The sequence below is a fragment of the Streptomyces sp. NPDC020958 genome (assembly GCF_055562175.1).
In genome coordinates, this window is sequence record NZ_JBVHFU010000001.1 from 1,083,289 (window position 1) to 1,109,492 (window position 26,204).

Below are 26,204 nucleotides of genomic sequence, written 5' to 3' on the forward strand. Positions count from 1 at the left end.
CGAACGGCGGTGACCTCCCGTGAACGGGACCGACGCGGATACCGGCAACACGAGCGGCGCACTCGCCGGGCAGACCGCCGTGGTGGTCGGCGGCAGCGCCGGGATCGGCCTGGAGACCGCGCGCCAGGTGCGGGCGAACGGCGGCGACGTGGTCCTCGTGGCACGCGACACCGCCCGCCTGGCACAGGTCGCGGACGAACTGCGCCCGCTCGGTACGGCGGCGTTCGACGCCCGTGACACCGAGCGGCTGGAGCGCTTCCTCGGGGAGCTGCCCGACCGGGTCGACCACGTCCTGGTCACGGCGGGCAGTCCCGTGTACACGCCCCTCGACGAGCTGGACCTGACCGCGGCCGGCCAGGACTTCGGCGGCCGGCTCGCGATGATGCTGGCGGTGGCGCGGGCGAGCCGCCGGAAGGTCAGGGCCGGGGGGACCCTGCTGTTCGTCGGCGGCACCGGCGGGCGGCGGCCCGCGGCCGGCATGGCCGTGACGGGCGCCCTCACTGCGGCGCTGCCGGCCCTGACCGCCAACCTGGCGCTGGAGGTCGCCCCCGTCCGGGTCAACCTCATCGCGGCCGGCTTCGTCGACACACCACTGTCGGCGGCCCTCCTCGGGGACGAACTCGACGCACGGCGCGAGGAGTTGAAGAGGACGCTGCCCATCGGGCGGATGGTCGGCCCGGCGGACGTCGCCGCCCTCGCCCTGCACCTCATGCTCAACGGCGCCCTCACCGGAGCCACCTACGACATCGACGGCGGCCAGCAGCTCGTCGCCCGCTGACGGCCCTTACGGAAGGCGCGAGCCATGGACATGAAACTCGAGGTCGTCGTGGTGCCGGTGTCCGACGTCGACCGGGCCAAGGACTTCTACACGGCACTGGGCTGGCGGCTGGACGCGGACGTGGCCCCCGACGGCGACTTCCGCGTGGTCCAGGTGACCCCTCCGGGCTCCCCGGCGTCGGTCATCTTCGGCACGGCGGTCACGGAGCAGGCACCGGGCTCGGCCCGCGGCCTCCACCTGGTCGTCTCCGACATCGAGGCCGCCCACAAGGAACTGGCGCGGTGCGGCGCCGACCCGAGCGAGGTGTTCCACGACGCGGGCGGCGTCTTCCACCACGCCGGCACGGACGCCCGGGTGCCCGGCCCGGACCCGCGACGCGGCAGCTACGGCTCCTTCCTGTCGTTCAGCGACCCGGACGGCAACGGCTGGCTCCTCCAGGAGGTCACCACCAGGCTCCCGGGACGGCTGGACCCCGCGGCCACCTCGTTCGCCTCGGCCGCGGACCTGGCCGATGCCCTGCGCCGGGCCGCTGCGGCACACGGCGAGCACGAGGCCCGCACGGGCGCGGAGGACCCCGACTGGCCGGACTGGTACGCCCGGTTCATGGTGAACGAGCAGTCCGGCACGAAGCCGGCGTCGCCCTAGCGCCCCGTTCGAAGAGTCGCTGTTCCGTCGTCGAGGTGCAGGACGAGGTCGGCCTGCGTGATCAGTCGCAGGTCGTGGGTGATGAGGACGGTGGTGCGGCCCGCGGTGAGCCGGCGCAGCGGACCCATGATGCGGGCCGTCGCGGAGTCGTCGAGGCCTGTGGTGGGTTCGTCCAGCACCAGCACGGGGGTGTCCCGCAGCATGGCGCGGGCCAGCGCGACGCGGCGCCGTTGGCCGCCGGAGAGGGCGTTGCCGCGTCTGCCGACGGGGGAGTCGTAGCCCTCGGGAAGCGCTGTCACGAAGTCATGGGCGTCGGCGGCCACGGCGGCGGCGCGTACCTGCTCGTCGGTGGCGTCCGGCCTGCCGTAGCGGATGTTCTCGCGGACCGTCCCGTCGAAGAGCATGCTCTCCTGGGGCAACAGAGTGATGCGACCGCGCACTTCGTCGACCGGGAGCGCGGCGATGTCCTGGCCGTCGAGCAGGATGCGTCCGCGGGTGGGTTCGAGGAAGCGCAGCAGCAGGGCGGCCAGGGTCGACTTGCCCGCGCCGCTCGGCCCCGTCACCGCGACCAGCAGACCGGGCGACACCTCCAGGTGGACCCGGTCGAGCACGGGACGCCGCCCGCCGGGATAGGAGAACCCGACGTCGTCGAAGGTGACCGCTCCGCGGACGGGCGCCGACGGCACGGCGGAAGCGGTCGCGGTCGTGGTCGTGGTCGTCGGGTGGGCCGGTGGGCGGGTGTGCAGGACCTCGACGAGGCGTTCGCAGGCGGCGGTGGCCGAGGACGCGCCGACGACCAGTTCACCGAGTTCCTGCAGGCGTGGGTGGAGATAGCCGAGGTAGGCGGCGAAGGCGAGGAGCCCGCCGGTGCTCAGGTGGTGTGCGGAGATCTGCCAGGCACCGGCGCCGATGACGGTCAGCACGCTGACCGTCTCCAGCAGTTCACCGAGCGGGCCGTACACCGAGGACAGCCGGATCTGCCTCAGTCCGGCCCGCATCCAGTTCCGCCCCTCGCGGTGCACCTTGGCGCGCTCGGCCTGCTGGCGGCTGTAGGCCTGCACGAGGGGCATGTTGGCGAGGCTCTCCTCCAGCAGGGAGGCCAGCCGTCCGTTGCTGTCGCGTTCCGCGCGGGTCGCGGTGCGCATCCGGGTGCCGAACACCCGGGCGCCGAGCCAGATCAGCGGCGCGGCGGCGAACGTGATCAGGGCCAGCCGCCAGCTCGTGCGCAGGGCGGCGGCGGCGAAGACGAGGGCGCTGACCGCGGAGGTGAGCAGTTCCACGGGCGCGGACGCCACCAGCGTCTCGACCGCCTCGACGTCGCCGGTCAGCCGGGAGACGAGGTCGCCGGTGCCGTAGCGGGCCAGGGTGTCGGGCGGCAGCTGCTGGAGATGCCCGAAGACCCGGTCCCGCAGGCCGAGGAGGAAGTGCTCGCTGGTCCACCCCGCCAGACAGCCGCCGGCCGCGGAGGCGACGGCCCCCGCCGCCGCGAGGGCCAGCCACAGGAGCGCGGGATCCCAGAAGGCACCCAGGTCGCCGGGTGTGAGCACGTCGTCGGTGAGCTGCCCGGCGATACCGATCGCAGCCGCGTCGCACCCGGCCGACACGATCAGGAGCAGCGCCGACACCAGGACGGCCGCGCGGTTGCCGCTGACCAGGGGCCAGAACGCACGGAACGCGGCCCACGGCGAGAGCCGGGCATGGCGCGTCCGCACCGGGGCGGCCGCGGAAGCTGCGGGGCGGACGGGGGCGGACAGTTCGAACGGTGCGGCGTCAGCCATGACCGGCCGGTACTCCCTGACTCCGTGGACGGCACCGGGACCGCCCCGCCTCCCCGGGGGAAGGCGGTCCGGCCCCGGTGCCGTCCGGCGGTCGCGTTACTTGGCGTGCTTCTTGTGCTTGCGGTGGTGCTTCTTGTGGTGGTGCTTGTGATGCGCCTCCTTGGCGGCACACCCCACTTCCTTCTTCTTGGCCTTCTTGGCCAGTGTGATCTTCGCGAAGGACATGGCTTCTTCTCCTTGTCTCATTCGGTCGAGTGCGGTTCTCACGGGAATACGGCGGTCGCGGTTCCGCCATTCAGGAGGCAAGTTGAGCGTCCGATGAAATTCCCTTACCGAAAACACAACGGGCCCGCCGACGGGCCGCTTTGGGACAATGAGCGGCATGAACGACCGTATGAGCGATGCCGAGAACCGGCTGGCCAGGATCGAGCGGCGGCTGGAGAACGGCGAGCGCGACGTGGTGCCCGCGTGGCGCAGGGCGACCCAGGGCGAGCCCCGGTGGGCCGTGACCGCCGTGGTCCTGGTGGCCGTGGCCCTCCAGTTGATGCTGCCGCACCGGCTCGCCCTCCAGCCGTACTGGTTGCTGCCGGTCCTGGAGTTCGTACTGCTGGCCGGCCTGATCGCCGGGAACCCGCGCCGGGTGGAGCCCCGTACCCGATGGCTGCGCCTGGTGGGACTGGCCCTCATGGGCCTGATCAGCCTCGCCAACGGCTGGGCTGCCGTGCGGCTGGTCGTGGGCCTCGTGAACGGCACCGAGGGCGAGGACGCCGGACCCCTGCTGCTGACCGGCGGCGGAATCTGGCTGACGAACGTGATCGTGTTCGCCCTCTGGTACTGGGAATGGGACCGGGGCGGACCGATGGCACGGGTGTGCGGCCGACAGCAGTACGCGGACTTCCTCTTCGTGCAGATGCAGAGTCCCGAGACCGCGCCCGCGGACTGGGAACCGGCTTTCCTGGACTACCTGTACCTGTCCTTCACCAATTCCACGGCCTTCAGCCCGACCGACGTGATGCCGTTGTCGCGCTGGGCCAAGATGCTGATGATGCTCCAGTCCTCGGTCTCCCTGGTGACGGTGGTCCTGGTGGTGGCACGGGCCGTCAACATCCTGCGCTGACCGCGGCGCTGATCTAGGTTTCTCGGCATGAGCGAAGAATCCCTGCGGCGCGTGACGGTCGAGCGCACCGCCACCGGCCGCTACACCGCCACGAACGCGCGCGGCGGCACGATCGGCTTCGGCACCGGCGACGGCACCGAGTTCACCCCGGTGGAACTGCTGCTCGCCGCGATCGGCGGCTGCACGGCGGCCGACGTCGACGTCTCCACCAGCCGCCACACGGAACCGACCGCCTTCACGGTCATCGTCAGCGGCCACAAGGTCGCTGACGAGGACGGCAACCGCATGACCGACCTCGCCGTCGGCTTCCACGTCACCTTCCCCGAGGGCGCGGCGGGCGACCGGGCCCGCGCCATCGCGCCCCGCGCGATCGCCGTCTCCCACGATCGCCTGTGCACCGTCAGCCGCACCATCGAGTCCGGCACGCCGGTGACCGTGTCGATCGAGGACGACCCGCCCGAGGACCTCTGACCACGAGCGGCGTACGCCGCCGACCACCCGGCCCGGCACCGTCGGTTCGACGCACCGTGGTTACGATGGCGCGTGAACGGTTTTCCCTCGTCCGGGCCGGACGGCGCGCCGGGCACCCGTGCCGCGTTCCCCCTCGGCGCCTCGACCACGCTCGCCGAGCTCGCCCGGGATCCGCACCCACGCCTGGCCCTGCTGCGCGCCCACGAGCCGGTGTCGTGGCTGCCCGAGCTGAACGGCTGGCTGGTCACCCGCCGCGACCTCGCGCTCCACGTGATGCGGGACTCCGACACCTTCACCGTCGACGACCCCCGTTTCACCACCGCCCAGGTCGTCGGGCCGAGCATGCTGTCCCTGGACGGAGCGGCGCACGCCCGTCACCGGGACCCGTTCGCGGCTCCGTTCCGGCCCCGCAGGGTGCACGACGGGTTCGCCGGGTTCATAGCACGGGAGACCGACCGTCTCCTCACCGGACTGGAAGCGGCGGGCACCGCCGAACTGCGCCGCGACTTCGCCGGCCCGCTCGCCGTGGCCGTCGTCACCGAAGCCCTCGGACTGGTCGGGACGACCCCCGGCACCGTCCTGTCCTGGTACGACGCCATCGTACGATCGGTCTCGGACATCACCGCGGGGCTGGCGGCGGGCCCGGCCGGCCCGGCCGCGTACGCACAGCTGCGGGCCGCCGTCGAGGCCACGGTCGCCGACCGGCACGCCTCCTCGCTCCTGGTCGCCGCCGCCGAACGGCTGGACCTGCCCGAAGTGGCCTCCAACGCCGCCGTCCTGATGTTCGGCGGCATCGAGACCACCGAGGCGATGATCACCAACGCCCTGCTCCACCTGCTCCGGAACCCCGGCCAACTCGCCCTGGTGCACGCCGACTCCGCACTGCTGGACGGAGCCGTCGAGGAGTCGCTGCGCCTTGAGCCCGGCGCGGCGGTGGTGGACCGCTACGCCACCCGCGACACCGTCGTAGGACCCGCCGCCGTCCGCCGCGGCGACCTGGTCAGCGTCTCCCTGACGGGCGCCAACCGTGACCCCGCCGTCTTCTCCGACCCGGACCGCTTCGACGTCCGCCGCGCCGAGGCCCGTCTCCAACTGGCCTTCGCCCACGGCCCGCACCACTGCCTCGCCGCGCACCTGGCCCGCCTGGAGACCCGTATCGCCCTCCAGCGCCTCCTCGAACGCCTGCCCGGCCTTCGGCTCGACCCGCGACGGCCCGCCGCGCCGCACGGCCTGGTGTTCCGCAAGCCGGCCACCCTGCACGTGCTGTGGGAGCCCACGGCCCGGACCCGGCCCGGTGGTGCCGGTCAGTAGGCGTGGTGGACCTGCCAGAAGGCCCAGGCCTGGCAGGGGCTGCCGTAGGTGGTGTTCATGTAGTTCAGGCCCCACTTGATCTGGGTGGCCGGGTTGGTCCGCCAGTCGGCGGCCACGGAGGCCATCTTGGAGCCGGGCAGCGCCTGGACGAGGCCGTAGGCGCCGGAGGAGGCGTTGACCGCCAGGTAGTTCCAGGTGGACTCGTGGTCCACGATGTTGCTGAAGCACTGGAACTGGCCGCTGCCCACGATCTGCGCGGCGATCGCCTTGAGCTGCGCCACGGTGTAGGAGCTCTGGACCGGGAAGCTCGCCGTGGGATCACCGGCCGCGGCCTTGGCCGCCGCGCGCTTCTTGGCCTCGGCCTGCTTGGCCTCCGCGGCTCTGGCCGCCGCGGCCCGGGCGGTCTGCTCCGCGGTCTTCCGGGCGCTCGCGTCCGCCTGGACGGCCATCGCCTCGGCCTGCTGTGTCACGGTCGCCGTCTGCACCTGGGCCTGGCGGCCCACGGGAATGTCCTGGAGGAGGGAGGCGTCGGCCGCCGGCGTCGGCGTGCCGCCGTCGTGGGTGCTGCTGGCCGAGGCCGCCCCGGCGACGCTTCCGACAGCGGTGACCGCGGTGGCCGAGACGACCGCGAGTCCCCGGACCGACATACGGCTCACGCGCTTTCCTCCCCTGCGCCCGGGCACCCGGATGGAGTGACCGTCGAAAGCATCTCGTTTGCTGGGTGACACGGTTGGCATACTCTTGCGCGCTTGCCCGGCCGGCGCAATCACAGGAGACGTGTGGATACTCACACGCCTCGGAACCAACCATGTTCGGCCGACACACCTTGCTCGTGCCGTCTGACGGGGTGACTTCGGCGGGTAGGTTCCTACGGTCCTCGCCACGGGCACCTGTCCCGTGGCCGCCCTTCGACCGCGGACCCGTCGAACCCGCCTCCCGAGGTGACAACAGAAGACATGTCTGCACACGAATCCGCGCACCACTCACCCCAGCGCATCGGCGTCGTGGCCGAGTCCGTCCCCGGCGAGACCCGCGTCGCGGCCACACCCGCGACCGTGCGCCAGTTGCTGGCCCTCGGCTACCAGGTCGTGGTGGAGTCCGGGGCCGGAGCGGCCTCCGGCTTCGGGGACCAGGCCTATCTCGACGCGGGCGCCGAGGCCGGCGCCGCCTGGGACGCCGACCTGGTCCTGAAAGTGAACCCGCCCTCCGACACCGAGATCGCCCGGCTGCGGCGGGGCGCCACGGTGGTCGCCCTGCTGGCCCCCGCCCAGTCACCGGAACTGCTCACGGCACTCGCACGGGCCGGGGTGACCGCGCTCGCGCTGGACGCGGTGCCCCGGATCTCGCGCGCCCAGTCGATGGACGTGCTGTCGTCGATGGCGAACATCGCCGGGTACCGGGCGGTCATCGAGGCCGCGCACGTCTTCGGCCGGTTCTTCACCGGTCAGGTCACCGCCGCCGGGAAGGTGCCCCCGGCGAAGGTGCTGGTCGCCGGCGCCGGGGTGGCCGGTCTCGCGGCGATCGGCGCCGCTTGCAGCCTCGGCGCGGTCGTACGGGCGACCGACCCGCGGCCCGAGGTGGCGGACCAGGTGAGGTCGCTGGGCGGCGAGTACCTGCCGGTGGACGTCGCCCAGGAGGCGGGCACCGACGGTTACGCCCGGGCGACCTCCGCAGACTACGACCGTGCCGCCGCCGAGTTGTACCACGACCAGGCCCGGGACGTGGACATCGTGATCACCACCGCGCTGGTCCCCGGCCGCCCGGCGCCGCGCCTGCTGACCGCCGAGGACGTGGCCGCCATGAAGCCGGGCAGCGTGGTCGTCGACATGGCCGCCGGCCAGGGCGGCAACGTCGAGGGCACCGTGCCGGGACGTGCGGTCGTCACCGACAACGGCGTCACCCTCATCGGCTACACCGACCTGGCCTCCCGGCTGCCCGCCCAGGCCTCGCAGCTGTTCGGGACCAACCTGGCGAACCTGCTGAAGCTGCTCACGCCGGGCAGGGACGGACGGGCGGTCATCGACTTCGACGACGCCGTGCAGCGTGCCGTGACCGTCGTACGGCACGGCGAGGTCACCTGGCCGCCGCCGCCCGTGGCGGTCTCGGCCGCGCCCGCCGCGCCGCCCGGGTCCCCGCCCCCCGCGCCCCAGCCGAAGCAGCAGAGGCTCACGCCGGCGCGGCGCCTCGCGCTGACCGGCCTCGGCATGGTCGCGCTGTTCCTGCTGGTCGCCTTCGCGCCCGCCCAACTGGCGGGGAACTTCACGGTGTTCGCGCTGGCCGTGGTGATCGGCTACTACGTCATCGGCAAGGTGCACCACGCGCTGCACACGCCCCTGATGTCGGTGACCAACGCGATCTCCGGGATCGTCGTGATCGGTGCCCTGCTGCAGATCGGGCACGAGAGCCGGATCGTCACCGCGCTGTCCTTCGTGGCGATCCTGCTGACGAGCGTGAACATCTTCGGAGGTTTCGCCGTCACCCGCCGCATGCTGTCGATGTTCTCGAAAGGCTGAGCCGAGATGACCTCTTCGACGGCATCGCACGCTGCGGACCTGGTCGCCGCCCTGCTCTTCATCCTCAGCCTGGCCGGGCTCTCCCAGCACCGCACCTCCCGCGCGGGCGTCGGCTACGGCATCGCCGGCATGGCCCTCGCCCTGGTCGCCACCGTCGTGGTGGCCGCTCGGAGCATCACCGCCGGCGCGGTGACCCTCATCGTGCTGGCGATGGTGCTGGGCGCGGGGCTCGGGCTGTGGCGGGCCCGCCGCGTCGAGATGACGCAGATGCCCGAACTGATCGCGGTACTGCACAGCTTCGTCGGCCTGGCCGCGGTGCTGGTGGGCTGGAACAGCTTCCTGGAGGTGGAGTCGCACGGTGACGCGGGGACCCGGGTCGGCGCCGACCTGCTGGGCATCCACCACGCGGAGGTGGTCATCGGCGTCTTCATCGGCGCGGTCACCTTCACCGGCTCGGTCGTCGCGTTCCTGAAGCTCTCCGCGCGCATCAAGTCCCGTCCCCTCACGCTGCCGGGCAAGAACGCGCTGAACCTCGGTGCGCTCGCCGCCTTCGTGGCTCTGACCGTCTGGTTCACGGTCAGCCCGAACCTGCCGCTGATGATCGCGGTGACCGTGCTGGCGCTGGTACTGGGCTGGCACCTGGTCGCCTCGATCGGCGGCGGGGACATGCCCGTCGTCGTGTCGATGCTGAACAGCTACTCGGGCTGGGCGGCGGCCGCGGCCGGCTTCCTGCTCGACAACAACCTGCTCATCGTCACCGGGGCGCTGGTGGGCTCCTCCGGTGCCTACCTGTCGTACATCATGTGCAAGGCGATGAACCGGTCCTTCCTCTCCGTCATCGCGGGGGGCTTCGGCATCGAGGCGACCTCGGGACGCGAGGACGCGCAGGGGGAGCACCGCGAGATCCGCGCCGCGGAGGCGGCCGAGGCACTCGCGCGGGCCCGGTCGGTGGTCATCGCCCCCGGCTACGGCATGGCCGTCGCCCAGGCCCAGCACCCGGTGGCCGAGCTGACCCGCAGACTGCGGGAGCGGGGCGTCGAGGTCCGGTTCGGCATCCACCCGGTCGCCGGACGCCTGCCGGGGCACATGAACGTGCTGCTGGCCGAGGCGAAGGTCCCGTACGACATCGTCCTGGAGATGGACGAGATCAACGACGACTTCGCCAGTACCTCGGTCGTGCTGGTCATCGGCGCCAACGACACCGTCAACCCGGCCGCGACGGACGACCCGGCGAGCCCCATCGCCGGCATGCCGGTGCTGCGGGTCTGGGAGGCGGAGCACGTCGTCGTCTTCAAACGTTCCATGGCCGCCGGTTACGCGGGCGTCCAGAACCCGCTGTTCTTCCGCGACAACAGCAGCATGCTCTTCGGTGACGCCAGACAGAGCGTCGAGGACATCCTGCGGGCGCTCGGTCCCGACGACCACCGGGCACCGACCTCGGCCGCCCGCCAGGAGACCACCGCCCCCCGCTGAGGTGGCCCGTGGGCGCCTCCAGGCCGACGGCTCACGGCTGTGCACCTGGAGGCGCACGGACGGCCGCGGAGCACAACTCACCTCCTGCCGCGCCCGGACCCGATGGTGCCCCGGCGGCGGGACGCCGGCCCAGGACGATGGGCGTGCTCATGTGACGCCGGTCCTCAGCTCGTGGTGGATTCGGTGGCGGGGGAGGGGACCCGGCCGCCGGGGATCGCCGCGAGCAGCTCGCGGGTGTACGCGTGGCGCGGCGCGGTGAACAGGGCCTCGGGCGGTCCCGTCTCGACCACCCGCCCGGCCCGCATCACGGCCACCTCGTGCGCGATCTGCCGCACGACGGCCAGGTCGTGCGAGATGAACAGGTAGGCCACCCCCGTCCGTTCCTGCAACTCCGCCAGCAGTTCCAGCACGTGGGCCTGGACGGAGACGTCCAGCGCGGAGACCGGTTCGTCGCACACCACCAGATCGGGGGAGAGCGCTAGGGCCCGCGCGATCGCCACCCGCTGGCGCTGTCCACCGGACAGCTCCGCCGGGCGGCGCTCCAGCGTCGCGGCAGGCAGGGCGACCCGGTCCAGGAGCTCACGGGCCCGGTCGAGTCGGGAGGCGCGGTCGCCGACCTTGAAGGCGCGCAGCGGCTCGGTGACGACGTCGCCGATCGAGAACCGCGGGTTCAGGGAGGCGTACGGGTTCTGGTAGACCAACTGGGCCCGGCGGCGCAGCTCCCTGACCTGACCGGCCCCCGCGGTGGTGACGTCGGCGCCGTCGAAGAGGACCTGCCCCGAGGTGGGGTCGGCCAGCCTGAGCACAAGACGGGCGGTGGTGGACTTGCCCGAGCCCGACTCGCCGACCAGGGCGAGGGTCCGGCCGCGGTGCAGGGTGAGGCTGACGCCGTCGACCGCGCGCAGGGTGCGGGCCTCGCCGCCGGTGCGGGGCAGCCGGAACTCCTTGACCAGGTCGCGGACTTCCACCAGCGGGACGGCGGCCGGGTCCGCGGCGCCGGCCGCCACCGGGGTGCGGGGCGCGGCCGTGGCCGCGCTCGCCAGCAGCCGCCGGGTGTACTCGTGCTGCGGGTCGGCCAGCACGGAGCGGGTCTCGCCCGCCTCCACGACCCTGCCCCGCTCCATGACCACCAGCCGCTGGGACCGGTCGGCGGCCACCCCGAGGTCGTGGGTCACCAGCAGGACCGCGGTGCCCGACTCCTCGGCCAGCCGCTGGAGGTGGTCGAGGATGACGCGCTGCACGGTCACGTCGAGCGCGCTGGTCGGCTCGTCGGCGATGATCAGTTCCGGCCCGGCGGCGATGGCGATGGCGATCAGCACCCGTTGCCGCATACCGCCGGACAGCTCGTGCGGGTACTGCCGGGCCCGGACCGCCGCGTCCGCCAGCCCGGCCCGGTCCAGCACCGCGACCGCCTCGGCCGCCGCCGCCCGCCGGGTCGCCCGACCGTGGATCCGCAGCACCTCGGCGACCTGCTCGCCGACCCGCTTGACCGGGTTGAGCGATACCGTCGGGTCCTGCGGGACCAGCCCGATCCGGGCGCCGCGCACGGTCCGCAGCTCCGCCTCCGACAGGGTGGCGAGATCATGCCGGCCGAAGCCGATCGTGCCCGCGTCGACGGTGCCGTTCGCGGCCAGCAGCCGGATGACGGCGTGTGCCGTGGTGCTCTTTCCGGAACCCGACTCGCCGACCACCGCGGTCACCTGACCGGGCCAGACGTCCAGGTCGACACCTCGCACCGCCGGCACCGTGCCGCCCCGGGTGCGGTAGGACACGGACAGGCCGCGGATGCTGAGCAGTGGTGTGGTCACGTCCCCGCCGTTCTCGTGTGCGTCGCTCATCGCTGCCGGTCCCATTCGCCGTCCAGCGCCCGCGCGATCCGGTTGGTGGCCAGCACGGTCGCGGCGATGGCCAGACCGGGCAGCGCGGTCAGCCACCACGCGTTGGCCAGGTAGTTGCGGCCGTCGGAGATCAACGTGCCCCACTCCGGGGCCGGCGGCGGCGCGCCGTAGCCGAGGAAGCTGAGCGCCGACACGGCCAGGATCGAGGAGCCGAAGTCCAGGGTGGCCAGCACGATCACCGGACCGGCCGCGTTGGGCAGCACATGCCGGCCGAGGACCGAGTACCAGCGGGACCCGCAGGAGCGGGACGCCTCCACGAACACCGCCTGCCGCACCCTCAGCACCTCGGCACGGGCCACCCGGGCGAACGAGGCGACACTCGCGATGCCGACCGCGACCGCGACCTTCACCGTCCCGTAGCCGAGCGCGGTGACGAGGGCCAGGGACAGGAACAGCGCCGGGATGGACAGGAGCACGTCGACGAACCGCATCAGAACGTCGTCCACCCACCGGCCCACGAACCCGGCGACCACGCCCAGCAGTCCGCCGACCACGAACGCCACCAGGACCGCGATCAGCGTCGCCTTCAGGGAGAGCTGGGCGCCGTGCACCACCCGGGAGAACACGTCACGGCCGAGTTCGTCGGTACCGAACCAGTGACTGCCGCTCGGACCGCGGAAGTTGTCGGCCGGCACCCCCCGCAACGGGTCCTGGGAGGTGAACAGGTCCGGCCAGAAGGCCGCCAGCACCACCAGCACCAGGACCGCGACGGACAGCAGCAGTCCGGGGCGGCGCACCAGGAACCGCAGCACCCGCCGCGGCCCGCCGGGGCGGGCCGGTGCCCGCGGGGGACCGGCCTCGACGGGCCGGGCGAGGCCGAGGGCGGCCTCGGCGGCGTCCGCCGCGTCGTCGACAACGCTCTGACTCATGCGAAGCTCGCCCTCCTGTCCGGGGCCACCACGATCCGGGGATCCAGCAGCGGGTAGACGAGGTCGACGACCAGGTTCGTCGCCACGAAGATCAGCGCGCCGAACACCACCACCCCCTGCACCAGCGGGATGTCCTGGGCGGTCACGGCCGCCGCGGTCACCCGGCCGAGGCCGTCCCGGGAGAACACCGTCTCCACGACGACCGAACCGGCGACCAGCTGCCCGACCAGCAGCCCGACGACCGTGAGCGCGGGCAGTGACGCGTTGCGCAGCGCATGCCGCAGATGCACCCGCGGGCGTCCGGCGCCCTTGGCCCGGGCGGTCTCCACATAGGCCTGGTCCAGCGCCGTGAGCAGACTCTTGGCCAGCACCTGGGCGACCAGCGCCCCGGTCGGCACGGCCAGCGTCAGCGCCGGCAGCACCAGGCCCCGCAGCCCGTCGTTGCCGAACGCGGGGAACCAGTGCAGCCGGAACGAGAACGCCTCGACCAGCAGCAGCCCCACCCAGAAGGTGGGCACCGACACCCCCAGCGGGGGCAGCGACAGCAACAGCTGCCGCAACCACCGCTGCGAGGTGTACGTCGCCACCACCGCGAGTCCGCCGCCGAACACCACCGCGAGCAGCAGCGCGGCCCCCGTGAGCTGGAGCGTCCCCGGCAGCGCGGCGCCGATGACGGAGGTGACCGGACGGCCGCTGGAGACGGCGTCGCCGAAGTCCCCGCGCACCGCCCGCCCGAGGTACTCGGCGTACTGCACGAGGACCGGCTTGTCGAAGCCGTACTCGTGCCGCAGCGCCGCGAGCTGGGCCGGGTCGACCTGGCCCGAGTCCATCCCGGCGCCGGCCATCGCCGAGACCGGGTCACCGGGCAGGAAGTCCAGCACCAGGAACGACACCGTGTAGGCCGCCCACAGCACCCCGACCGCCTGCGCGAGCCGTTTGATCACATAGCGGCGCACGGGCTAGCCGATCCAGGTGTCGTGCAGCTGGATCCGGCTGCCCGAGTCGAATTCCAGGTCGTGCACCTTCGTGGACACGCCCAGTTGGGTCTGCAACTCGACCACGGGTATGTCGTACGCGTTCTGGACGATCAGCCGCTGCGCCTCGGCGACCAGCTTCGCGCGCTTGACGGCATCGGTCGTCGCGGCCTGCCGGGACAGCACGGTGTCCAGCGAACTGGCGGGCAGGTGGTAGAAGTTGGCCAGCCGTGTGGAGAACGAGGTGCGCAGGATGTCCGGGTCGGACCGGGTCACGTTGCCCCACACGACGTCGAAGTCACCGGCCTGCAGGGTCGTCGCGAACTGGGTGACCGGGAGCTGCTTGAGCACCACGTCGATCCCGACGGCCTTCAGCTGCTGCTGGACCAGTTCCAACGCGGGCTGGTTGGTGGCCGCGTTGGGGAACCAGGTGATGGTCAGGCTCAGCTTCCTGCCGCCCTTGGTGCGGACGCCGTCACCGCCCGTCCTCCAACCGGCCTGGTCCAGCAGGGACTTCGCCTTGGCCGGGTCCGTGGACAGATCCGTGGACAGGTCGGTGTAGTCAGGGGTGGTGTGCGCCAGGACGCTGCTGGCCGGCCGGGTGCCGGTCGGGAAGACGGTGTCGGCGATCTGCTTGCGGTCGACCGTGACCTGGAGTGCCTGCCGCACCCTGGCGTCCTTCAGCAGGGGACTGGCGTTGTTGAGGCCCAGACCGAACACCACCCCGGGGTTGGCCCGGCGGGCGAGCGTGACCTGGCCGCCCTTGAGCGCTGCCTCGTTGGCCCTGCCGACGCTGCTGATCGCGTCGACCTGCCCGGACTGGAGGCTGCCGGCGCGTACGCCTGCCTCCGGCACCACCTTGAAGACCAGCTTGTCCAGGTAGGCCTCGCCCTTTTTGGCCCACAGACTGGATCCCCAGGCGTACCCGGTCCGCCTGGCCAGGGTGATCGACTGGTTCTGCACGTAGCCCTTCAGCACGAACGGCCCGGATCCCACCACCCCGTCACTGCACTTCTGCTGCGGGGTGCGGTGCACGCTCGCGGACGACTCGATGCCCAGTGAGTGGGTCGAAGTCGCCTGCAGGAACTGCGCGTTGGGCTGTGCGAAGGTCACCTGCACGGTGAGCGGGTCGACCGCGGTGGTGCTCTTGACACCGTTGAGGTAACCCTGGGCCAGGGTGCCCAGGGCGCCGAGCTTCGGCACCGCGTCGAAGTTGTCCTTGACCACCTGCGCGGTCAGCTTCGACCCGTCGCTGAAGGTGACGCCCGAGCGCAGGTGGAACGTGAACCGGGTGGCGTCGGAGTTGATGTCCCAGCTCCTGGCCAGCCACGGCACGATCTTGCCCGTCTTCGGGTCCTGGTCGGTCAGCGAGTCCACGATCTGACGGACCGAGTAGATGGTGTCGTTGCTGCCGACCTGCTGCGGATCCACGCAGCCGGAGTCGGAACCCACCGCGAAGGTCAGGGTGCCGCCGGACTTAGGCCGGCTGCTCGCGCCGCCGGAACCGCCGTCGCCCGAACCACAGGCGGTCAGCAGCACGCTGGTGGTCAGCAGGGCGGCCAGCGGCGCCCAACGGGATGATCTGAATACCGGAAGTGCGGTCACGGAGGGTTTTCTCCTACTCGTGTCACCTGGCACCGGGTGACAGGCGTCGGGAGCGCGGCACGCCGTGCGGGGACGGACGTGCGACCCGGCCGGTCGGCACCGGCGGGGGAAAGCGCTGATCAGGCGGTGGTCAGGAAGACGCCAGCGGGCGCGGTGGCGGGAGAGCGGGCAGCGGACCGTCAAGCGGGAGCCGGGAGCCGGGAGCCGGGAGCCGGGAGCCGGGAGCCGGGAGCCGGGAGCCGGGAGCCGGGAGCCGGGAGGCCGTGCCCGGCGGCGGTCCCGGTCGGCGCGGTGGCCGGTCAGGGGGCTCGTCGGCGACGGCTTGTCAGCGGACCGGGGGCCTGCTCGTCAGCGACAACTGGTCGTGCGACAGAGGCAGCTGGTCGAGCGCTTGAGGTCGATGTGGCGTCGGCGGGAGAGACGGGAGAACGGCATGGCACCGGCGCAGGAGGCGACCGCCGCGTGATCGCTGTGCATACCGGTCCCTCCCCGTCTCCGGCCCCGCCACCGGGGCCACGCGCTTGCGGTGATCGTCGGTGATCCCGCCGGGCTTTCACCTGGAGCACCCCACCGCGCGGGAGGGTTGCCGGTCAGCGAGCCAGGGCTTGACGCTGACACTCAATGCCGATCGAGATGCTACGGAGCCGACTTGTCGAACGTCAATGCCACACAGGGGCGTTCGGCGCGCGAGGCCGGAACGTCTCACCTGCCGGGACACGTCCGGCCATCCGACCGGGCGGCCCCTCCGTCCGGTTCAGGACCCGCCGCGTTCGCGGGGGATCTTCTGCCCGGCCTCGACCGCCACCGGCAGCCGGTTCTCGGCCGGCGGCAGCGGGCAGGTGGCCAGGTCCGTGTAGGCGCACGGCAGGTTCGCGGCACGGTTGAAGTCCAGCACCACCGTGCCGTCGGCGGCGGGCGGTTCGACCGTCAGGACCCGGTTGGCGGCGTAGGTGGTGACCCCGGAGGTCGCGTCGGTGAACAGCACCGTCAGCCCGCCGGGATCGCGGCCGGGGAACGCGGTCAGGGACAGCTGCCGCCCGGCCAGCTCGAACTCGATCCGCCCCGGCGCGTCGTAGACGTGCTCGAGGCCCTCGACCGCGGCGCCCACGGTGGTCGGCCGCGGCTCGTCGAAGGGGACGTAGTGGCCGGTCACTGCCCAGCGCGGGTCGGGTGCGTAGGCGGGGGTGCCGGTGAAGGCGGTGCGCAGCGGCGCGTCCGGGTGCCGGGGGCGCACGATGTCGTTCCCGCCGCGCTTGGCTACCTCGATGACGGCGTCGCCCCAGACCGCGTCGACGCCCCCGCGCTCCGGAAGCACGCCGAAGCGGTGTTCTCCCCGCACCGGCGTCCCGCCGACGACCAGTTCCTCTCCGTCGTCCAGGGTGACCACCACCCCGTCGGGGCCGGTGCGCCAGGCACCGGGCGCGTCGGGGAAGCGCTGTGGCCGGTCGTCCAGCCAGTGCAGGGCGGTGATCGCCAGAAAACCGTGCGGGTCGGCCAGCCGGGCCTCCTGGGCGCGGTACCAGTCCAGCCAGTCCTCGGTGAACGCCCGCAGGTCCGTCGTGGTGGCCTCGGTGGTCATGGGGTCTCCTTCGTGGGTCGGGTTCGTCGACGGGGAAGTCGAGGAGACGGCGGCGTGGGCCACGTCCGCGGGGCAGGCGGCGTCACGGCGACCGGACCGGTCAGGGCGGGTTCGCAGCTCGGGTGACGCGGGCCGGGCAGGGGTCAGCGGCGCGGAAGAGGACAGACGGCCGAGCAGGTGCGGCAGAAGTCCACATGCCGACGGGTGACCAGCCGCACGGCGGAACGCACACCCCTGGGTGCCGCTCCGAGTCCGCGCATCAGGGGCCTCCACCCGTCCGAAACAGATCGGTTCACCGTACGTCGGCCGCCCCGGCGGATGTCAAGAACACCTGGCACGTCCGCATCCGCCGAGCCGTCGTTCGGGCATGGCCGTGGGCGGTGGGGGTAAGCGCGTCCTAGCGGGACCAGGAACCGGTGCCGACGAGGCCGGACGACCGGGAGGGGCGCATGAGGGGAACGACGACCGTGCAGGCCGCCGGGCAGAGGGCGGATGTTCCGGAGATCGCGACCCCTGCCGAGGTCGCACCGAAGGACGCGCGGGAGCTGCCGGAGGTGTTCTTCGACCGCCTGGCGCAGCCGGCGGAAGGCACTCCCGAATACCGGTACGCGCGCGACACGCTGATCGAGATGAACATGTCCCTGGTGCGGTTCGCGGCCGCCCGGTTCCGCAGCCGCGGGCCGGAAGCCCGCGTCCAGCCGGCGCGCGCCGACGAGGACGGCGAGTCCCCGTCGGCGGACTTCATAGGCGACGAGGACGCCGCACTCGGCCCGGTCGGGGACTTCCACGCCCTCGCCCTGATGATCGCCGAACGTCTCGGTGTCTCCCAGATGCACGTGTCCCGTCTGCTCGCCCGTCTGCGCGAAGGCCTGCTGCCCGCCGCCTGAAGCGCGGCACCGGTCTCATGCCTCTCTCGCAGGCCGGCTCCCCCGGAGACGTTGGCCACAGGCAGAGACGGTGATTCGGGGGTACCAGTACAAGAGAGGCCCCGGGCCCGACTGTTGCCATTTGACAACTATGGGCGTGAGGCAACAAAGTAACCGAGTCGCATTGCGCGGGAAGGAACTTGCGATGTTCTGGTGGGCGGAGGTCGCTCCGTGTGCTGGCCGCCCGAGCCCCGACGCTTCGACGCGATCGGTGGACTGGGAAGGCGTTCAGGCCGTCCGGCCCCCGGCACGCGGCTCGTCGCTGTGTATCTGCAGCGCCGCCGTGTCGCAGAACGCCTCCAGCCCCTCCAGCAGCGCGGTCCGCTTGGCGGCGGGCATCAGCTCCAGCACCGCTTGGAGCTCCTGCTCCCGGCGTGCGCGCAGGTCATCGAGGAAGACGCGGCCCCGGTCGCTGAGGTGCAGCCGTACCTCGCGCCGGTCGGCGGGGCTGACCACCCGCTCGACGAAGCCCGCGGCCACCAGCCGGTCGCAGAGCCGGCTGGTGGACGGGGGCGTGGAGGCGAGGGAGTCGGCGAGGGTACGCAGATTGATGCCGTCATGGTGCTCCAGCATCAGCAGCACGCGCATCTGGGACGGCGAAGCCGGCGCGGTCGAGGCCCGGCCCCACAAAACTTCCAGCAACTCCACTGCCGTCAAGGTCATACGTGCTACCTCGACGGGCTCGGGGCGGGGGCGGAAGACAGTCACCGTCACACTCTCGCAGGCACCTGGGACGTCTTTCAGCGTACTAGGTGCCGGTTCCTGCAACAGATGGTTCGGACGATGCGGCGTGACGCGGCACAATCAGCCCTGTCGTGTGTGCAAGGCTCGTGTGCGTCCGACGGAGGATGGGTGTATTTACGATCGTGAAGAGATTTGTGACCGCTGAACGCGCTCTGCGTACGGCGGCCCCCCATGAGCTGCTCGACGTCGTGCGCAGAGTGCTCGTACAGGAGTACGCCGCGACGTCCGTGGAGCTGCTGCTCGCCGACTACGGCCTGACCGTGCTGCAGCCGGTGTCCTCGCTGCCGAACACCGCGGAGCCGGTGTCGGTGCACAGCAGCCCCGTGGGCCGTGCCTTCGGGGCCCAGGAACCCCTCGTGGAGGCCGCTCCCGGGGGTGCCGTGCGCGTCCATCTGCCGGTCACCGTGCGTGGCGACCGATTGGGCGTGCTGTGCGTCACCCTGCCGGACGGGGAGGACGTGCCCGGCCTGCTGGGCGAGCTGGCGGAGATCGCCGAGGTGCTCGGCCACGAGGTGATCGTCGCGGAGCGTGACACGGACGTGTACCTGCGCGCACGACGCAAGGACCGGCTGACCCTGGCCGCCGAGATGCAGTGGCAGCTCCTGCCGGGCCGCTCCTGCGCGCGCCCCGAGTACGAACTGGGCGCGCAGCTGGAGCCCGCCTACGCGATCTTCGGTGACAACTTCGACTGGTCCGCCACCGCGGACCACCTCATGCTGTACGTCACCAACGGCATGGGCGAGGGCATAGAAGCGTCCCTGCTGACGAACCTCGCCATCAACGCGCTGCGCAACGCCAGGCGGGCCGGCCTCGCCATCGACGACCAGGCCGCCCTGGCCGACCAGGCGGTGTACGCCCACTACCAGGGGCGCTGCTACCTCTCGGTGCTGATGTTCGACTTCGAGCTGGCGACGGGCCGGGCGAAGGTGGTGGACGCGGGTTCCCCGCAGCTGCTGCGGTTGCGCGACGGCGTGGTCGAGCGGGTCACCTTCGAGGCGCAGCTCCCGCTGGGGATGTTCGAGGAGACCGACTACGTGGTCCAGGACTTCCAGGCGGAACCCGGCGACCGGCTGGTCTTCGTCAGCGACGGGGTGCACGCGGTGGCCTCGCCCCAGGGGGAGGCGTACGGCGACGCCGCCCTGGCCAGGGCGGTCATGTCCACGCGGCTGCTGCCGGCCGCGGAGGTGCCGCGTGCCATCCTGCGGGAGCTGACCGGGCACCGCGGGCAGTCTCTCCCGCAGGACGACGCCCTGGTGGTCTGCCTGGACTGGCACGGGCGCTGAGCCGCTGTGGCAGCCAGGGAGGGATGTGGCGATGCTGTGTCCTCAGGTCGCCTGTAGGGGGAGGTGTTTGCCCTGTGGAATATTTGTCCTGTGGCAACGATGACCCCGCTTGCGCCGGTCCTGGCGCAACAATACGAGCTTGAGGGAGACGATGCAGGTGCCGGAACAGCCAGCGGCCGAGTCGGCGGCGCGGGAGCTGACGGCCTTCCTGGAAGGCCATCGCGAGCAGATCGCCCAGCGATGGGCGGACGCGCCCTTGTTCAGGACGGTCTTCACCGTCTCGCGCGACGAGGCGGTCGAGGCCTGCAAGGCCGTCGTGGACGCTCTGGCGGACGTGGCCTCGGCCGGCCTGCTGGACAACATCGCGGCCCCCGGCTTCGACTCCGTGCGGGAGCAGCTCGGGCGGATGGCCGCCGCGCGTGCCCGCAGCGGGTTCAGCCCGGCCCAGATAGCCGAGGAGGCCGCCGGACTGCGGGTCACGACCGCCGGGATGCTCCGCGACGCACTCCGTGACCTGCCCGGCGACCAGGCCCTGGAGGTCCGGCTCGCGCTGACCGTCCTGATGGGCACGCTCAGCCTGGTCATCATGGAGACCACGGTCGACGCCGGCGAGGAGCTGATCGCCCGGCAGCGGCAGCAGCTGCTCGAAGTGGCCACCCCCGTGATCAACCTGTGGGAGGGCGTCGTCGCGGTGCCCCTGATCGGCACCCTGGACAGCGCCCGCAGCCAGGTGGTCATGGAGTCGCTGCTGAATGCGATCGTGGAGCAGCGGGCCCGCTACGCGATCCTCGACATCACGGGCGTGCCCACCGTCGACTCGCTGGTGGCCCAGCACCTCATGAAGACGGTCGCCGCGGCCCGCCTGATGGGGGCCGAGTGCATCGTCTCCGGCATCCGTCCGGCCATCGCGCAGACCATCGTGCACCTCGGCATCGACCTGAGTTCGGTCCTCACCCGCAGTTCCCTGGCCGACGCCCTGGCCCACGCGCTCGGCCGGCAGGGCATCGAGGTCTCCCACACGGCCGGTGCGAGCCCCCGATGACCGGCACCCTTCCCGGCCACTCGGCCCTGGTGCCCGTGCTGGCACTCGGCGACATCCTGCTGGTGTCCCTCCAGGGGGAGTTGCACGACAGCGTGGCCGAACAGCTCCAGCAGGACATCACCGAGCGCATCGCGGGCAGCGAGGCGAGCGGTGTGGTCATCGACGTCTCCGGGGTCGAGATCGTCGACTCGTTCCTCGGCCGGGTCATCGCCGAGATCGCCGCCAGCGCGCGCCTGCTGGCCGCCCGTACCGTCGTGTGCGGGATGCGCCCCGCCGTCGCGATCACCCTGGTCGAACTGGGCCTGACGCTGCCCGGCCTGGTGACCGCGCTCGACGTCGAGCGCGCCCTCGAACTGCTCCGGCAGGGTGCCTCCGCGGCCGCCCCGGGCACCCGTGCGGGGTGGGCGTGACACCGACCTCCGACTCCGCCACGGCGACGAGCCTGCCGATCGGCTCGGACGCCGACCTGGCATGGGTGCGTCACCAGGTGCGGCAGTTCGCGGCCGGCCTGGGGTTCGGGCTCGTACAGCAGACGAAGATCGTCACCGCGGCCAGCGAACTGGCCCGCAACACCCTGATCCACGGCGGGGGAGGGCAGGCGACGATCACCCCGCTGACCAACGGGCCCCGGCGTGGTCTGAAACTGTCCTTCATGGACGAGGGCCCCGGCATCCGCGACGTGGAGCTGGCGATGACCGACGGCTACACCACCGGCGGTGGTCTCGGGCTGGGCCTCAGCGGATCCCGGCGCCTGGTGGACGAGTTCACCATCGACACCAAACCCGGTGAGGGCACCGTCGTCACCCTCGTCGCCTGGGCCACGGGTGTGCCCGCCGGCCGGCAGGGGTCCGGATGACGCGCGTCTGGGTCGTTCCCGTGCACGACTCCACCCGGGTACGGGACGCCCGGGTGGCGGCCGAGACCGCCAGCGCCCATGCCGGCCTGGACGCCCACCGCACCGCGGTGGCGGCCCTGGTGGCGACCGAGCTGGCGACCAACCTGCTCAAGCACGCCGGGGGCGGCCGTCTGGTGATCGACCTCGTCGACCGTCCGGGACCGGCCGGCCGCGGCCGGGCGGTGCAGCTCCTCACCCTCGACCACGGCCCCGGCATCCGGGACGTCGGCGCGGCCATGCGGGACGGCTACACCACCAGCGAGGCGTCCCTCGGCGCCGGCCTGGGCACCTGCCGGCGCATCTCCAGCGCGTTCGACCTGTACAGCACCCCGCGCGGCACCGTCGCCATGGCCCGGGTCGACCAGGGGGCCGGGCCGGAGGCGAACCGGCCCGCCGTCCGGACCGGAGGGATCAACATCCCCCTCGCGGGGGCCGAACACTCCGGAGACGCCTGGAGCTGCGCCCGGTCGGGCTCCCGGGTCACCTTCATGCTCGCCGACGGTCTCGGCCACGGAGCCAAGGCCGCCCACGCCTCCGGCGCCGCCGTCGAGGAACTGCACCGGGTCGCGCACCTGACACCCGCCGAGATCCTGCGCCGCATGCACCCGGCCCTCCGGGACACGCGCGGGGCTGCGGTCGCCGTGGCCCAGGTGGACACCGCCGACGGGGAGTTCGCGTTCGCGGGAGTCGGCAACGTGGGCGCCCGGCTGCGCACCGTCGGTTCCTGGCAGCACCTCGTCTCCCATCCGGGCATCGTCGGCGCCCAGTTCCCGGCGACCGTCCCCGAGCGCCGGCTGCCCTGGACGCCGGGCAGCCTGCTCGTACTGCACAGCGACGGGCTGCCCAGCCGGTGGGTGCCGCCCGACGACCCCGGCCTCCTCGCCCGCGAGCCGGCGGTGGTCGCCGCTACCGTCCTGCGGGACGCCAGCAGCGCGGCCAGCCCCGGCCGCGACGACACCTGTGTGGCCGTCCTGACCTCCGACCGACAGGCCGGGAGCCCGTGAACCAGCCGTACGTCCGGAAAATCACCTCGGCCGCCGATGCCCTGAGCGCCCGGGTCCGCGCCGCGCGCCTCACGGCCGCGGCCGGGGCGCCCGCGGTCGAACAGGCCCGTTTCCTGACCGCGCTCACCACCCGCATGCGCGAGAGCCTCGGCCGGGGCGGGGCCGAACTCACCCTCACCGCCCGTCCGTCGGCGGCCGACGGGACCACCCTCGTGCGCGCCGTCGTGGCACCCGTCTCCGCCGAGCCCGGCCGCACGCCCTGGCAGCTGACACTGACCTGCCCCGGCCCTCGGACCGGCGACCCGCTCCAGCCCGAGGGGCCGCTCGACACCACGCACGCTGAGGCGGTCCTGGCGGCCGACGAGGGGACCGCGGCCCTTCTGCGGCAACTGGACGAGACCGAGGAGCAGTTGCGCCTGCACCGCGAGGAACTGCACCAGACCAACCAGGGCGTGCTCGCCCTGCACGCCGAACTCGACGCCGCCGCGCGGACCCAGCGGGAACTGCTCGAAGCCGAACGAGCCGCACGCGGCGAGGCGGAGAAGGCACGGCGCCTGCTGAACTTCCTCGCCGACGCCAGCGCCGCCGTGACCGCCTCCCTCGACCAGGAGGCCATCCTGCGCTGCCTCCCCGAACTGCTCGTCCCCGAGTACGCGAGTCAGGTCGACGTATGGCTCTTCGACGAACCGGACGCCCCGACCGCCACCCACTCCGCGGCGGCGGTCACCGCCGCCCGCTGCGACCGTCCCCAGCACGCCGGACCCCGTCCCGGCGAGCTCCCGGGCGTCGACGACCTGCCGCCCTCCGCGCTCTCCCCGGACCGGCCGCTGCTGTGCATCCCCCTCACCGTGCGCCACACCTCGGGCGTGCTCACCCTGACCGCCCCCGGTGACCGCTTCGACGCGGACACCAGCGTGATGCTGGTCGAACTGGCCCGCCGGACCGCCATCGCCCTGGACAACGCGCGCCGTTACGAACAGCACCGGGACACCGCCGAAGCCCTCCAACGGGCCCAGCTCACCGACCTGCCCGCCGCCGAGGGCCTGGATCTGGCGGCCCGCTACCTCCCCGCCACCCGAGGTCTCAACATCGGCGGTGACTGGTACGACGCCTTCCCGCAGCCCGACGGAAGCCTGCTGACCGTGGTGGGGGACGTCACCGGCCACGGGCTGCGCGCCGCCGTCATCATGGGGCAGCTGCGCACCGCGCTGCGTGCCTACGCGATCGAGGACGACAGCCCCGCCCGGATCCTCACCCGCCTGCACCGCATGCTCTGCCACCAGCAGCCGAACCTGTACGCGACCGCCGTGATCGCCCGGTTCCGGCCCGGTGACCCGCAGGTCGTCTGGGCGGCGGCCGGACATCCGCCGGCCGTGGTGCGCGCGCCCGGCGGAAGCGTACGGGTCCTGGACACCCGGCCGGGCGTGATGCTCGGAGTGCCGCTTCCGTTCGAGTACGAGGACCACACCGTCGAACTGCCGCCCGACTCGACCCTGGTCCTGTACACCGACGGCCTGGTGGAGCGGCGGTCCCAGGGCATCGACCCGGGTGTGGAACTGCTCGGCCAGGCCCTGGCCGCGCTGGGCGACTCCGACCTGGCGGACCTCGACGGGTGCGCCGAGTCGCTGCTCAAGTCCCTGGTGCACGAGTCCGAACGCGACGACGACGTCTGCCTCCTGCTGTGCCGCCCCGTGCGCCCCTTGGACGGGCAACCGGAGTGACACCCCCGGTCACGCGCGGAAGGACAGTCCCTAGGGCCGCTGCGGAGGCCGCACGGCGGTCTCGCTCTGCGCGGAGGCGAAACCTTTCATGCCGCGGATCAGCGCCGAGCGGTCCGCGGGTGCCATCGCGGCCAGCACACCGGCGAGGGCCTGGGTGCGCCGGCACGCCACCTCGCCCAGGACGCGGCGCCCCTGCCCGGTGAGGCGCAACCGCACCTCGCGGCGGTTGCGCGGATGCAGCGAACGCTCCAGCATGCCCGCCGCCTCCAGCCGGTCGCACAGCCGGCTGGCGGTGGGCAGCCCTATGTCCATGCGCTCCGCCAGGCCGGTGACATTGACCTCCGGCGCTCTCTCCAGTGTCTGCAGCGCCCGCAGTTGATGGAGGGAGAACCGTACCGTCGACTCCTGAGCAGCCGTGGACCACAGGTCCGCAAGGCGCTCAACGGCATCGGAGATCTTCTGCGCGTCCGCACTCGGATCGTCAACCGAGCCCACCGCGCGGTCGTCGGCTCCGCCGGGAAGTGTCACGAACACATCGCTTTCAGTGAGACCAGGCGTTTGCGGGAACACCCGTATTCCATCGCTGTACCCAAAGAGGCGCAGTACAACCGGCACGGCCGCGGGTGCTCTGCGGCCGGCGTCGTCACGAGCGTGCCGACAGTTCGGCGTTGAACTGTGCGCCGAACAACAGGGCCAGGTTGGCCAGCCACAGCCACACCAGGAAGACCACGACGCCCGCCAGCGAACCGTACAGGCGGTGATAGGTGCCGGCGTGCGCGGTGTAGACGGCGAACCCGAACGAGACCGCCAGTACGAGCACCACCGCCAGCGCCCCGCCGGGCGCCATCTTCCGCACCGGACGCGAGGACGCCGGACCCGACCGGTAGAGGACGAGCACCAGGGCGACGGCGACCACGGCCACCACCGGCCACCGCAGCGCGTCCCAGACGGCCTGCGGCCCGGTGCCCAGATCCAGCACCCGGCCGAGCCGCCGGGCCAGACTGCCGGTCAGGAACAACGCGAGGGTGGTCGTGGCGAGCAGCGTGATCAGGACCAGCGCCGTGATGAGGATGCGCGGAGCGGTGCGCCAGACCGGCCGGTGCGCGCTGACGCCGTGCATGGCGTGCAACGCCCGCCGGAAGACGCTCAGATAGCTGGAACCCGACCACAGGGCTCCTGCCCCGCCGACGAAGACCAGCGTCCATTCCGCCGACGACTGCCGGGCCATCTCCTCAAGGGTGCTGTGCAGCAGGGCGCGGGACTCCAGTGGAACGGCTTCCGACATGCGCTCGATGACATCGGGCCGGGCCGTCGGCATGGACAGGCCCACGATCGACAGGACCACCAGCAGCACCGGGAACAGGGCCAGGACCGCGTAGTACGTCAACGCGGCGGCCCAGTCCGTGATGTCGTCGTTCCAGACCGCCACCGGTGTACGGCGCAGGGCCGCCCACCAGCGGGCCGCGCGACCGTCGGTTTCATCCATGGGACGGATGCTCTCACCTCTTTGTCCTCGGGCAGCTCGCCCGGGCAGGTTGCCATGGCGGGGGTGGATGCGGGACTGTTGTCGTAAGACAT

Annotated in this window: 26 protein-coding genes and 1 riboswitch; of the genes, 14 read left to right on the forward strand and 12 right to left on the reverse strand. The window is 72.4% G+C overall.

Translation table 11 applies throughout. The features are described from left to right. The first annotated feature begins 19 nt into the window (after positions 1–19). Both ACZ3KP_RS04905 and ACZ3KP_RS04910 read left to right on the forward strand, forming a co-directional pair. Positions 20–778, forward strand: a complete 759-nt coding sequence (locus ACZ3KP_RS04905; RefSeq protein WP_467496387.1) for an SDR family oxidoreductase — start codon at positions 20–22, stop codon at positions 776–778. Between the two features lie 24 nt (positions 779–802). Next, a complete protein-coding gene (locus ACZ3KP_RS04910; protein ID WP_467496389.1) occupies positions 803–1,423 on the forward strand; it encodes a VOC family protein in 621 nt (206 codons plus the stop codon). On the opposite strand, the gene ACZ3KP_RS04915 is transcribed toward ACZ3KP_RS04910, so the two are convergent. Further along, on the reverse strand, positions 1,420–3,201 hold the full coding sequence (locus ACZ3KP_RS04915; RefSeq protein WP_467496391.1) for an ABC transporter ATP-binding protein: 1,782 nt from the start codon (positions 3,199–3,201) through the stop codon (positions 1,420–1,422). The genes ACZ3KP_RS04910 and ACZ3KP_RS04915 overlap by 4 nt on opposite strands. 96 nt (positions 3,202–3,297) lie before the next feature. Next, positions 3,298–3,426 (reverse strand): hypothetical protein, encoded by a 129-nt coding sequence (locus tag ACZ3KP_RS04920; protein ID WP_276207598.1) that lies wholly within the window; start codon positions 3,424–3,426, stop codon positions 3,298–3,300. Between the two features lie 157 nt (positions 3,427–3,583). Between ACZ3KP_RS04920 and ACZ3KP_RS04925 the strand changes: the two genes are divergently transcribed. The 3 genes from ACZ3KP_RS04925 to ACZ3KP_RS04935 all read left to right on the forward strand — a co-directional run bounded on the left by ACZ3KP_RS04925 (position 3,584) and on the right by ACZ3KP_RS04935 (position 6,100). Continuing rightward, entirely contained in the window at positions 3,584–4,318 is a 735-nt protein-coding gene (locus ACZ3KP_RS04925; protein WP_467496393.1) for a hypothetical protein, read from the forward strand. 27 nt (positions 4,319–4,345) lie between these two features. Continuing rightward, positions 4,346–4,789, forward strand: coding sequence for an OsmC family protein (locus tag ACZ3KP_RS04930; protein ID WP_467496395.1), 444 nt, complete (start codon positions 4,346–4,348; stop codon positions 4,787–4,789). A 72-nt stretch (positions 4,790–4,861) separates the two neighbouring features. Beyond that, positions 4,862–6,100 (forward strand): cytochrome P450, encoded by a 1,239-nt coding sequence (locus tag ACZ3KP_RS04935; RefSeq protein WP_467496397.1) that lies wholly within the window; start codon positions 4,862–4,864, stop codon positions 6,098–6,100. Here the strand turns inward: ACZ3KP_RS04935 and ACZ3KP_RS04940 are convergent. Continuing rightward, positions 6,094–6,756, reverse strand: a complete 663-nt coding sequence (locus ACZ3KP_RS04940) for an aggregation-promoting factor C-terminal-like domain-containing protein (protein ID WP_467496399.1) — start codon at positions 6,754–6,756, stop codon at positions 6,094–6,096. The two genes, ACZ3KP_RS04935 and ACZ3KP_RS04940, sit on opposite strands and share 7 nt — an antisense overlap. 300 nt (positions 6,757–7,056) lie before the next feature. Between ACZ3KP_RS04940 and ACZ3KP_RS04945 the strand changes: the two genes are divergently transcribed. Both ACZ3KP_RS04945 and pntB read left to right on the forward strand, forming a co-directional pair. Then, complete coding sequence (locus ACZ3KP_RS04945) at positions 7,057–8,613, forward strand: Re/Si-specific NAD(P)(+) transhydrogenase subunit alpha (protein ID WP_467496401.1); 1,557 nt, start codon at positions 7,057–7,059, stop codon at positions 8,611–8,613. A 6-nt stretch (positions 8,614–8,619) separates the two neighbouring features. Beyond that, a complete protein-coding gene (gene pntB, locus ACZ3KP_RS04950; protein WP_467496403.1) occupies positions 8,620–10,086 on the forward strand; it encodes a Re/Si-specific NAD(P)(+) transhydrogenase subunit beta in 1,467 nt (488 codons plus the stop codon). 164 nt (positions 10,087–10,250) lie between these two features. On the opposite strand, the gene ACZ3KP_RS04955 is transcribed toward pntB, so the two are convergent. From ACZ3KP_RS04955 to ACZ3KP_RS04980, 6 genes are all read right to left on the reverse strand, one after another. Next, a complete protein-coding gene (locus ACZ3KP_RS04955; protein WP_467496405.1) occupies positions 10,251–11,924 on the reverse strand; it encodes a dipeptide ABC transporter ATP-binding protein in 1,674 nt (557 codons plus the stop codon). After that, positions 11,921–12,853: an ABC transporter permease gene (locus tag ACZ3KP_RS04960; protein ID WP_467496407.1), complete on the reverse strand. Its 933-nt coding sequence runs from the start codon at positions 12,851–12,853 to the stop codon at positions 11,921–11,923. The genes ACZ3KP_RS04955 and ACZ3KP_RS04960 overlap by 4 nt, the downstream gene beginning before the upstream one ends. Further along, positions 12,850–13,809, reverse strand: coding sequence for an ABC transporter permease (locus ACZ3KP_RS04965; RefSeq protein WP_467496409.1), 960 nt, complete (start codon positions 13,807–13,809; stop codon positions 12,850–12,852). Before ACZ3KP_RS04965 ends, ACZ3KP_RS04960 begins: the two co-directional genes overlap by 4 nt. A gap of 3 nt (positions 13,810–13,812) precedes the next feature. Then, positions 13,813–15,432: an ABC transporter substrate-binding protein gene (locus ACZ3KP_RS04970; protein ID WP_467496411.1), complete on the reverse strand. Its 1,620-nt coding sequence runs from the start codon at positions 15,430–15,432 to the stop codon at positions 13,813–13,815. Between the two features lie 348 nt (positions 15,433–15,780). Further along, positions 15,781–15,909 carry a putative leader peptide gene (locus tag ACZ3KP_RS04975; protein ID WP_360563454.1) on the reverse strand — a complete coding sequence of 43 codons (129 nt, stop codon included), beginning with the start codon at positions 15,907–15,909 and terminating at the stop codon, positions 15,781–15,783. 35 nt (positions 15,910–15,944) lie between these two features. After that, a riboswitch (SAM riboswitch) is annotated at positions 15,945–16,058 on the reverse strand. Between the two features lie 128 nt (positions 16,059–16,186). Then, positions 16,187–17,011: a DUF1684 domain-containing protein gene (locus ACZ3KP_RS04980; RefSeq protein ID WP_467496414.1), complete on the reverse strand. Its 825-nt coding sequence runs from the start codon at positions 17,009–17,011 to the stop codon at positions 16,187–16,189. 449 nt (positions 17,012–17,460) lie between these two features. Here ACZ3KP_RS04980 and ACZ3KP_RS04985 point away from each other — a divergent pair, with 449 nt between their 5' ends. Then, a complete protein-coding gene (locus ACZ3KP_RS04985) occupies positions 17,461–17,898 on the forward strand; it encodes a hypothetical protein (protein ID WP_467496416.1) in 438 nt (145 codons plus the stop codon). A gap of 267 nt (positions 17,899–18,165) precedes the next feature. Here the strand turns inward: ACZ3KP_RS04985 and ACZ3KP_RS04990 are convergent, their stop codons facing one another. Next, positions 18,166–18,600: a MarR family winged helix-turn-helix transcriptional regulator gene (locus ACZ3KP_RS04990; protein WP_358980543.1), complete on the reverse strand. Its 435-nt coding sequence runs from the start codon at positions 18,598–18,600 to the stop codon at positions 18,166–18,168. Positions 18,601–18,785: 185 nt separating this feature from the next. On the opposite strand from ACZ3KP_RS04990, the gene ACZ3KP_RS04995 reads away from it, so the two are divergent. The 6 genes from ACZ3KP_RS04995 (at position 18,786) to ACZ3KP_RS05020 (ending at position 24,626) form a co-directional block, all read left to right on the forward strand. Beyond that, complete coding sequence (locus ACZ3KP_RS04995) at positions 18,786–19,964, forward strand: PP2C family protein-serine/threonine phosphatase (protein ID WP_467496418.1); 1,179 nt, start codon at positions 18,786–18,788, stop codon at positions 19,962–19,964. 151 nt (positions 19,965–20,115) lie between these two features. After that, entirely contained in the window at positions 20,116–21,006 is an 891-nt protein-coding gene (locus ACZ3KP_RS05000; RefSeq protein WP_467496779.1) for an STAS domain-containing protein, read from the forward strand. Beyond that, complete coding sequence (locus ACZ3KP_RS05005; RefSeq protein ID WP_467496420.1) at positions 21,003–21,416, forward strand: STAS domain-containing protein; 414 nt, start codon at positions 21,003–21,005, stop codon at positions 21,414–21,416. The genes ACZ3KP_RS05000 and ACZ3KP_RS05005 overlap by 4 nt, the downstream gene beginning before the upstream one ends. After that, positions 21,413–21,862, forward strand: a complete 450-nt coding sequence (locus tag ACZ3KP_RS05010; protein WP_467496422.1) for an anti-sigma regulatory factor — start codon at positions 21,413–21,415, stop codon at positions 21,860–21,862. The genes ACZ3KP_RS05005 and ACZ3KP_RS05010 overlap by 4 nt, the downstream gene beginning before the upstream one ends. Then, positions 21,859–22,905 carry an ATP-binding SpoIIE family protein phosphatase gene (locus tag ACZ3KP_RS05015; protein ID WP_467496424.1) on the forward strand — a complete coding sequence of 349 codons (1,047 nt, stop codon included), beginning with the start codon at positions 21,859–21,861 and terminating at the stop codon, positions 22,903–22,905. The genes ACZ3KP_RS05010 and ACZ3KP_RS05015 overlap by 4 nt, the downstream gene beginning before the upstream one ends. Further along, positions 22,902–24,626: a PP2C family protein-serine/threonine phosphatase gene (locus ACZ3KP_RS05020; RefSeq protein ID WP_467496426.1), complete on the forward strand. Its 1,725-nt coding sequence runs from the start codon at positions 22,902–22,904 to the stop codon at positions 24,624–24,626. The genes ACZ3KP_RS05015 and ACZ3KP_RS05020 overlap by 4 nt, the downstream gene beginning before the upstream one ends. Positions 24,627–24,656: 30 nt before the next feature. On the opposite strand, the gene ACZ3KP_RS05025 is transcribed toward ACZ3KP_RS05020, so the two are convergent. Both ACZ3KP_RS05025 and ACZ3KP_RS05030 read right to left on the reverse strand, forming a co-directional pair. Beyond that, complete coding sequence (locus tag ACZ3KP_RS05025) at positions 24,657–25,160, reverse strand: MarR family winged helix-turn-helix transcriptional regulator (protein WP_467496428.1); 504 nt, start codon at positions 25,158–25,160, stop codon at positions 24,657–24,659. Between the two features lie 109 nt (positions 25,161–25,269). Then, on the reverse strand, positions 25,270–26,112 hold the full coding sequence (locus tag ACZ3KP_RS05030; RefSeq protein WP_467496430.1) for a YihY/virulence factor BrkB family protein: 843 nt from the start codon (positions 26,110–26,112) through the stop codon (positions 25,270–25,272). Positions 26,113–26,204: the final 92 nt, after the last annotated feature.

Coding starts and splice junctions, on each gene's coding strand:
- ACZ3KP_RS04910 (WP_467496389.1), top strand. CDS start 803: ATGGACATGAAACTCGAGGTCGTCGTGGTGCCGGTGTCCGACGTCGAC.
- ACZ3KP_RS04915 (WP_467496391.1), bottom strand. CDS start 3,201: ATGGCTGACGCCGCACCGTTCGAACTGTCCGCCCCCGTCCGCCCCGCA.
- ACZ3KP_RS04920 (WP_276207598.1), bottom strand. CDS start 3,426: ATGTCCTTCGCGAAGATCACACTGGCCAAGAAGGCCAAGAAGAAGGAA.
- ACZ3KP_RS04925 (WP_467496393.1), top strand. CDS start 3,584: ATGAACGACCGTATGAGCGATGCCGAGAACCGGCTGGCCAGGATCGAG.
- ACZ3KP_RS04930 (WP_467496395.1), top strand. CDS start 4,346: ATGAGCGAAGAATCCCTGCGGCGCGTGACGGTCGAGCGCACCGCCACC.
- ACZ3KP_RS04945 (WP_467496401.1), top strand. CDS start 7,057: ATGTCTGCACACGAATCCGCGCACCACTCACCCCAGCGCATCGGCGTC.
- pntB (WP_467496403.1), top strand. CDS start 8,620: ATGACCTCTTCGACGGCATCGCACGCTGCGGACCTGGTCGCCGCCCTG.
- ACZ3KP_RS04955 (WP_467496405.1), bottom strand. CDS start 11,924: ATGAGCGACGCACACGAGAACGGCGGGGACGTGACCACACCACTGCTC.
- ACZ3KP_RS04960 (WP_467496407.1), bottom strand. CDS start 12,853: ATGAGTCAGAGCGTTGTCGACGACGCGGCGGACGCCGCCGAGGCCGCC.
- ACZ3KP_RS04975 (WP_360563454.1), bottom strand. CDS start 15,909: ATGCACAGCGATCACGCGGCGGTCGCCTCCTGCGCCGGTGCCATGCCG.
- ACZ3KP_RS04980 (WP_467496414.1), bottom strand. CDS start 17,011: ATGACCACCGAGGCCACCACGACGGACCTGCGGGCGTTCACCGAGGAC.
- ACZ3KP_RS04985 (WP_467496416.1), top strand. CDS start 17,461: ATGAGGGGAACGACGACCGTGCAGGCCGCCGGGCAGAGGGCGGATGTT.
- ACZ3KP_RS04990 (WP_358980543.1), bottom strand. CDS start 18,600: ATGACCTTGACGGCAGTGGAGTTGCTGGAAGTTTTGTGGGGCCGGGCC.
- ACZ3KP_RS04995 (WP_467496418.1), top strand. CDS start 18,786: ATGGGTGTATTTACGATCGTGAAGAGATTTGTGACCGCTGAACGCGCT.
- ACZ3KP_RS05000 (WP_467496779.1), top strand. CDS start 20,116: ATGCAGGTGCCGGAACAGCCAGCGGCCGAGTCGGCGGCGCGGGAGCTG.
- ACZ3KP_RS05005 (WP_467496420.1), top strand. CDS start 21,003: ATGACCGGCACCCTTCCCGGCCACTCGGCCCTGGTGCCCGTGCTGGCA.
- ACZ3KP_RS05015 (WP_467496424.1), top strand. CDS start 21,859: ATGACGCGCGTCTGGGTCGTTCCCGTGCACGACTCCACCCGGGTACGG.
- ACZ3KP_RS05030 (WP_467496430.1), bottom strand. CDS start 26,112: ATGGATGAAACCGACGGTCGCGCGGCCCGCTGGTGGGCGGCCCTGCGC.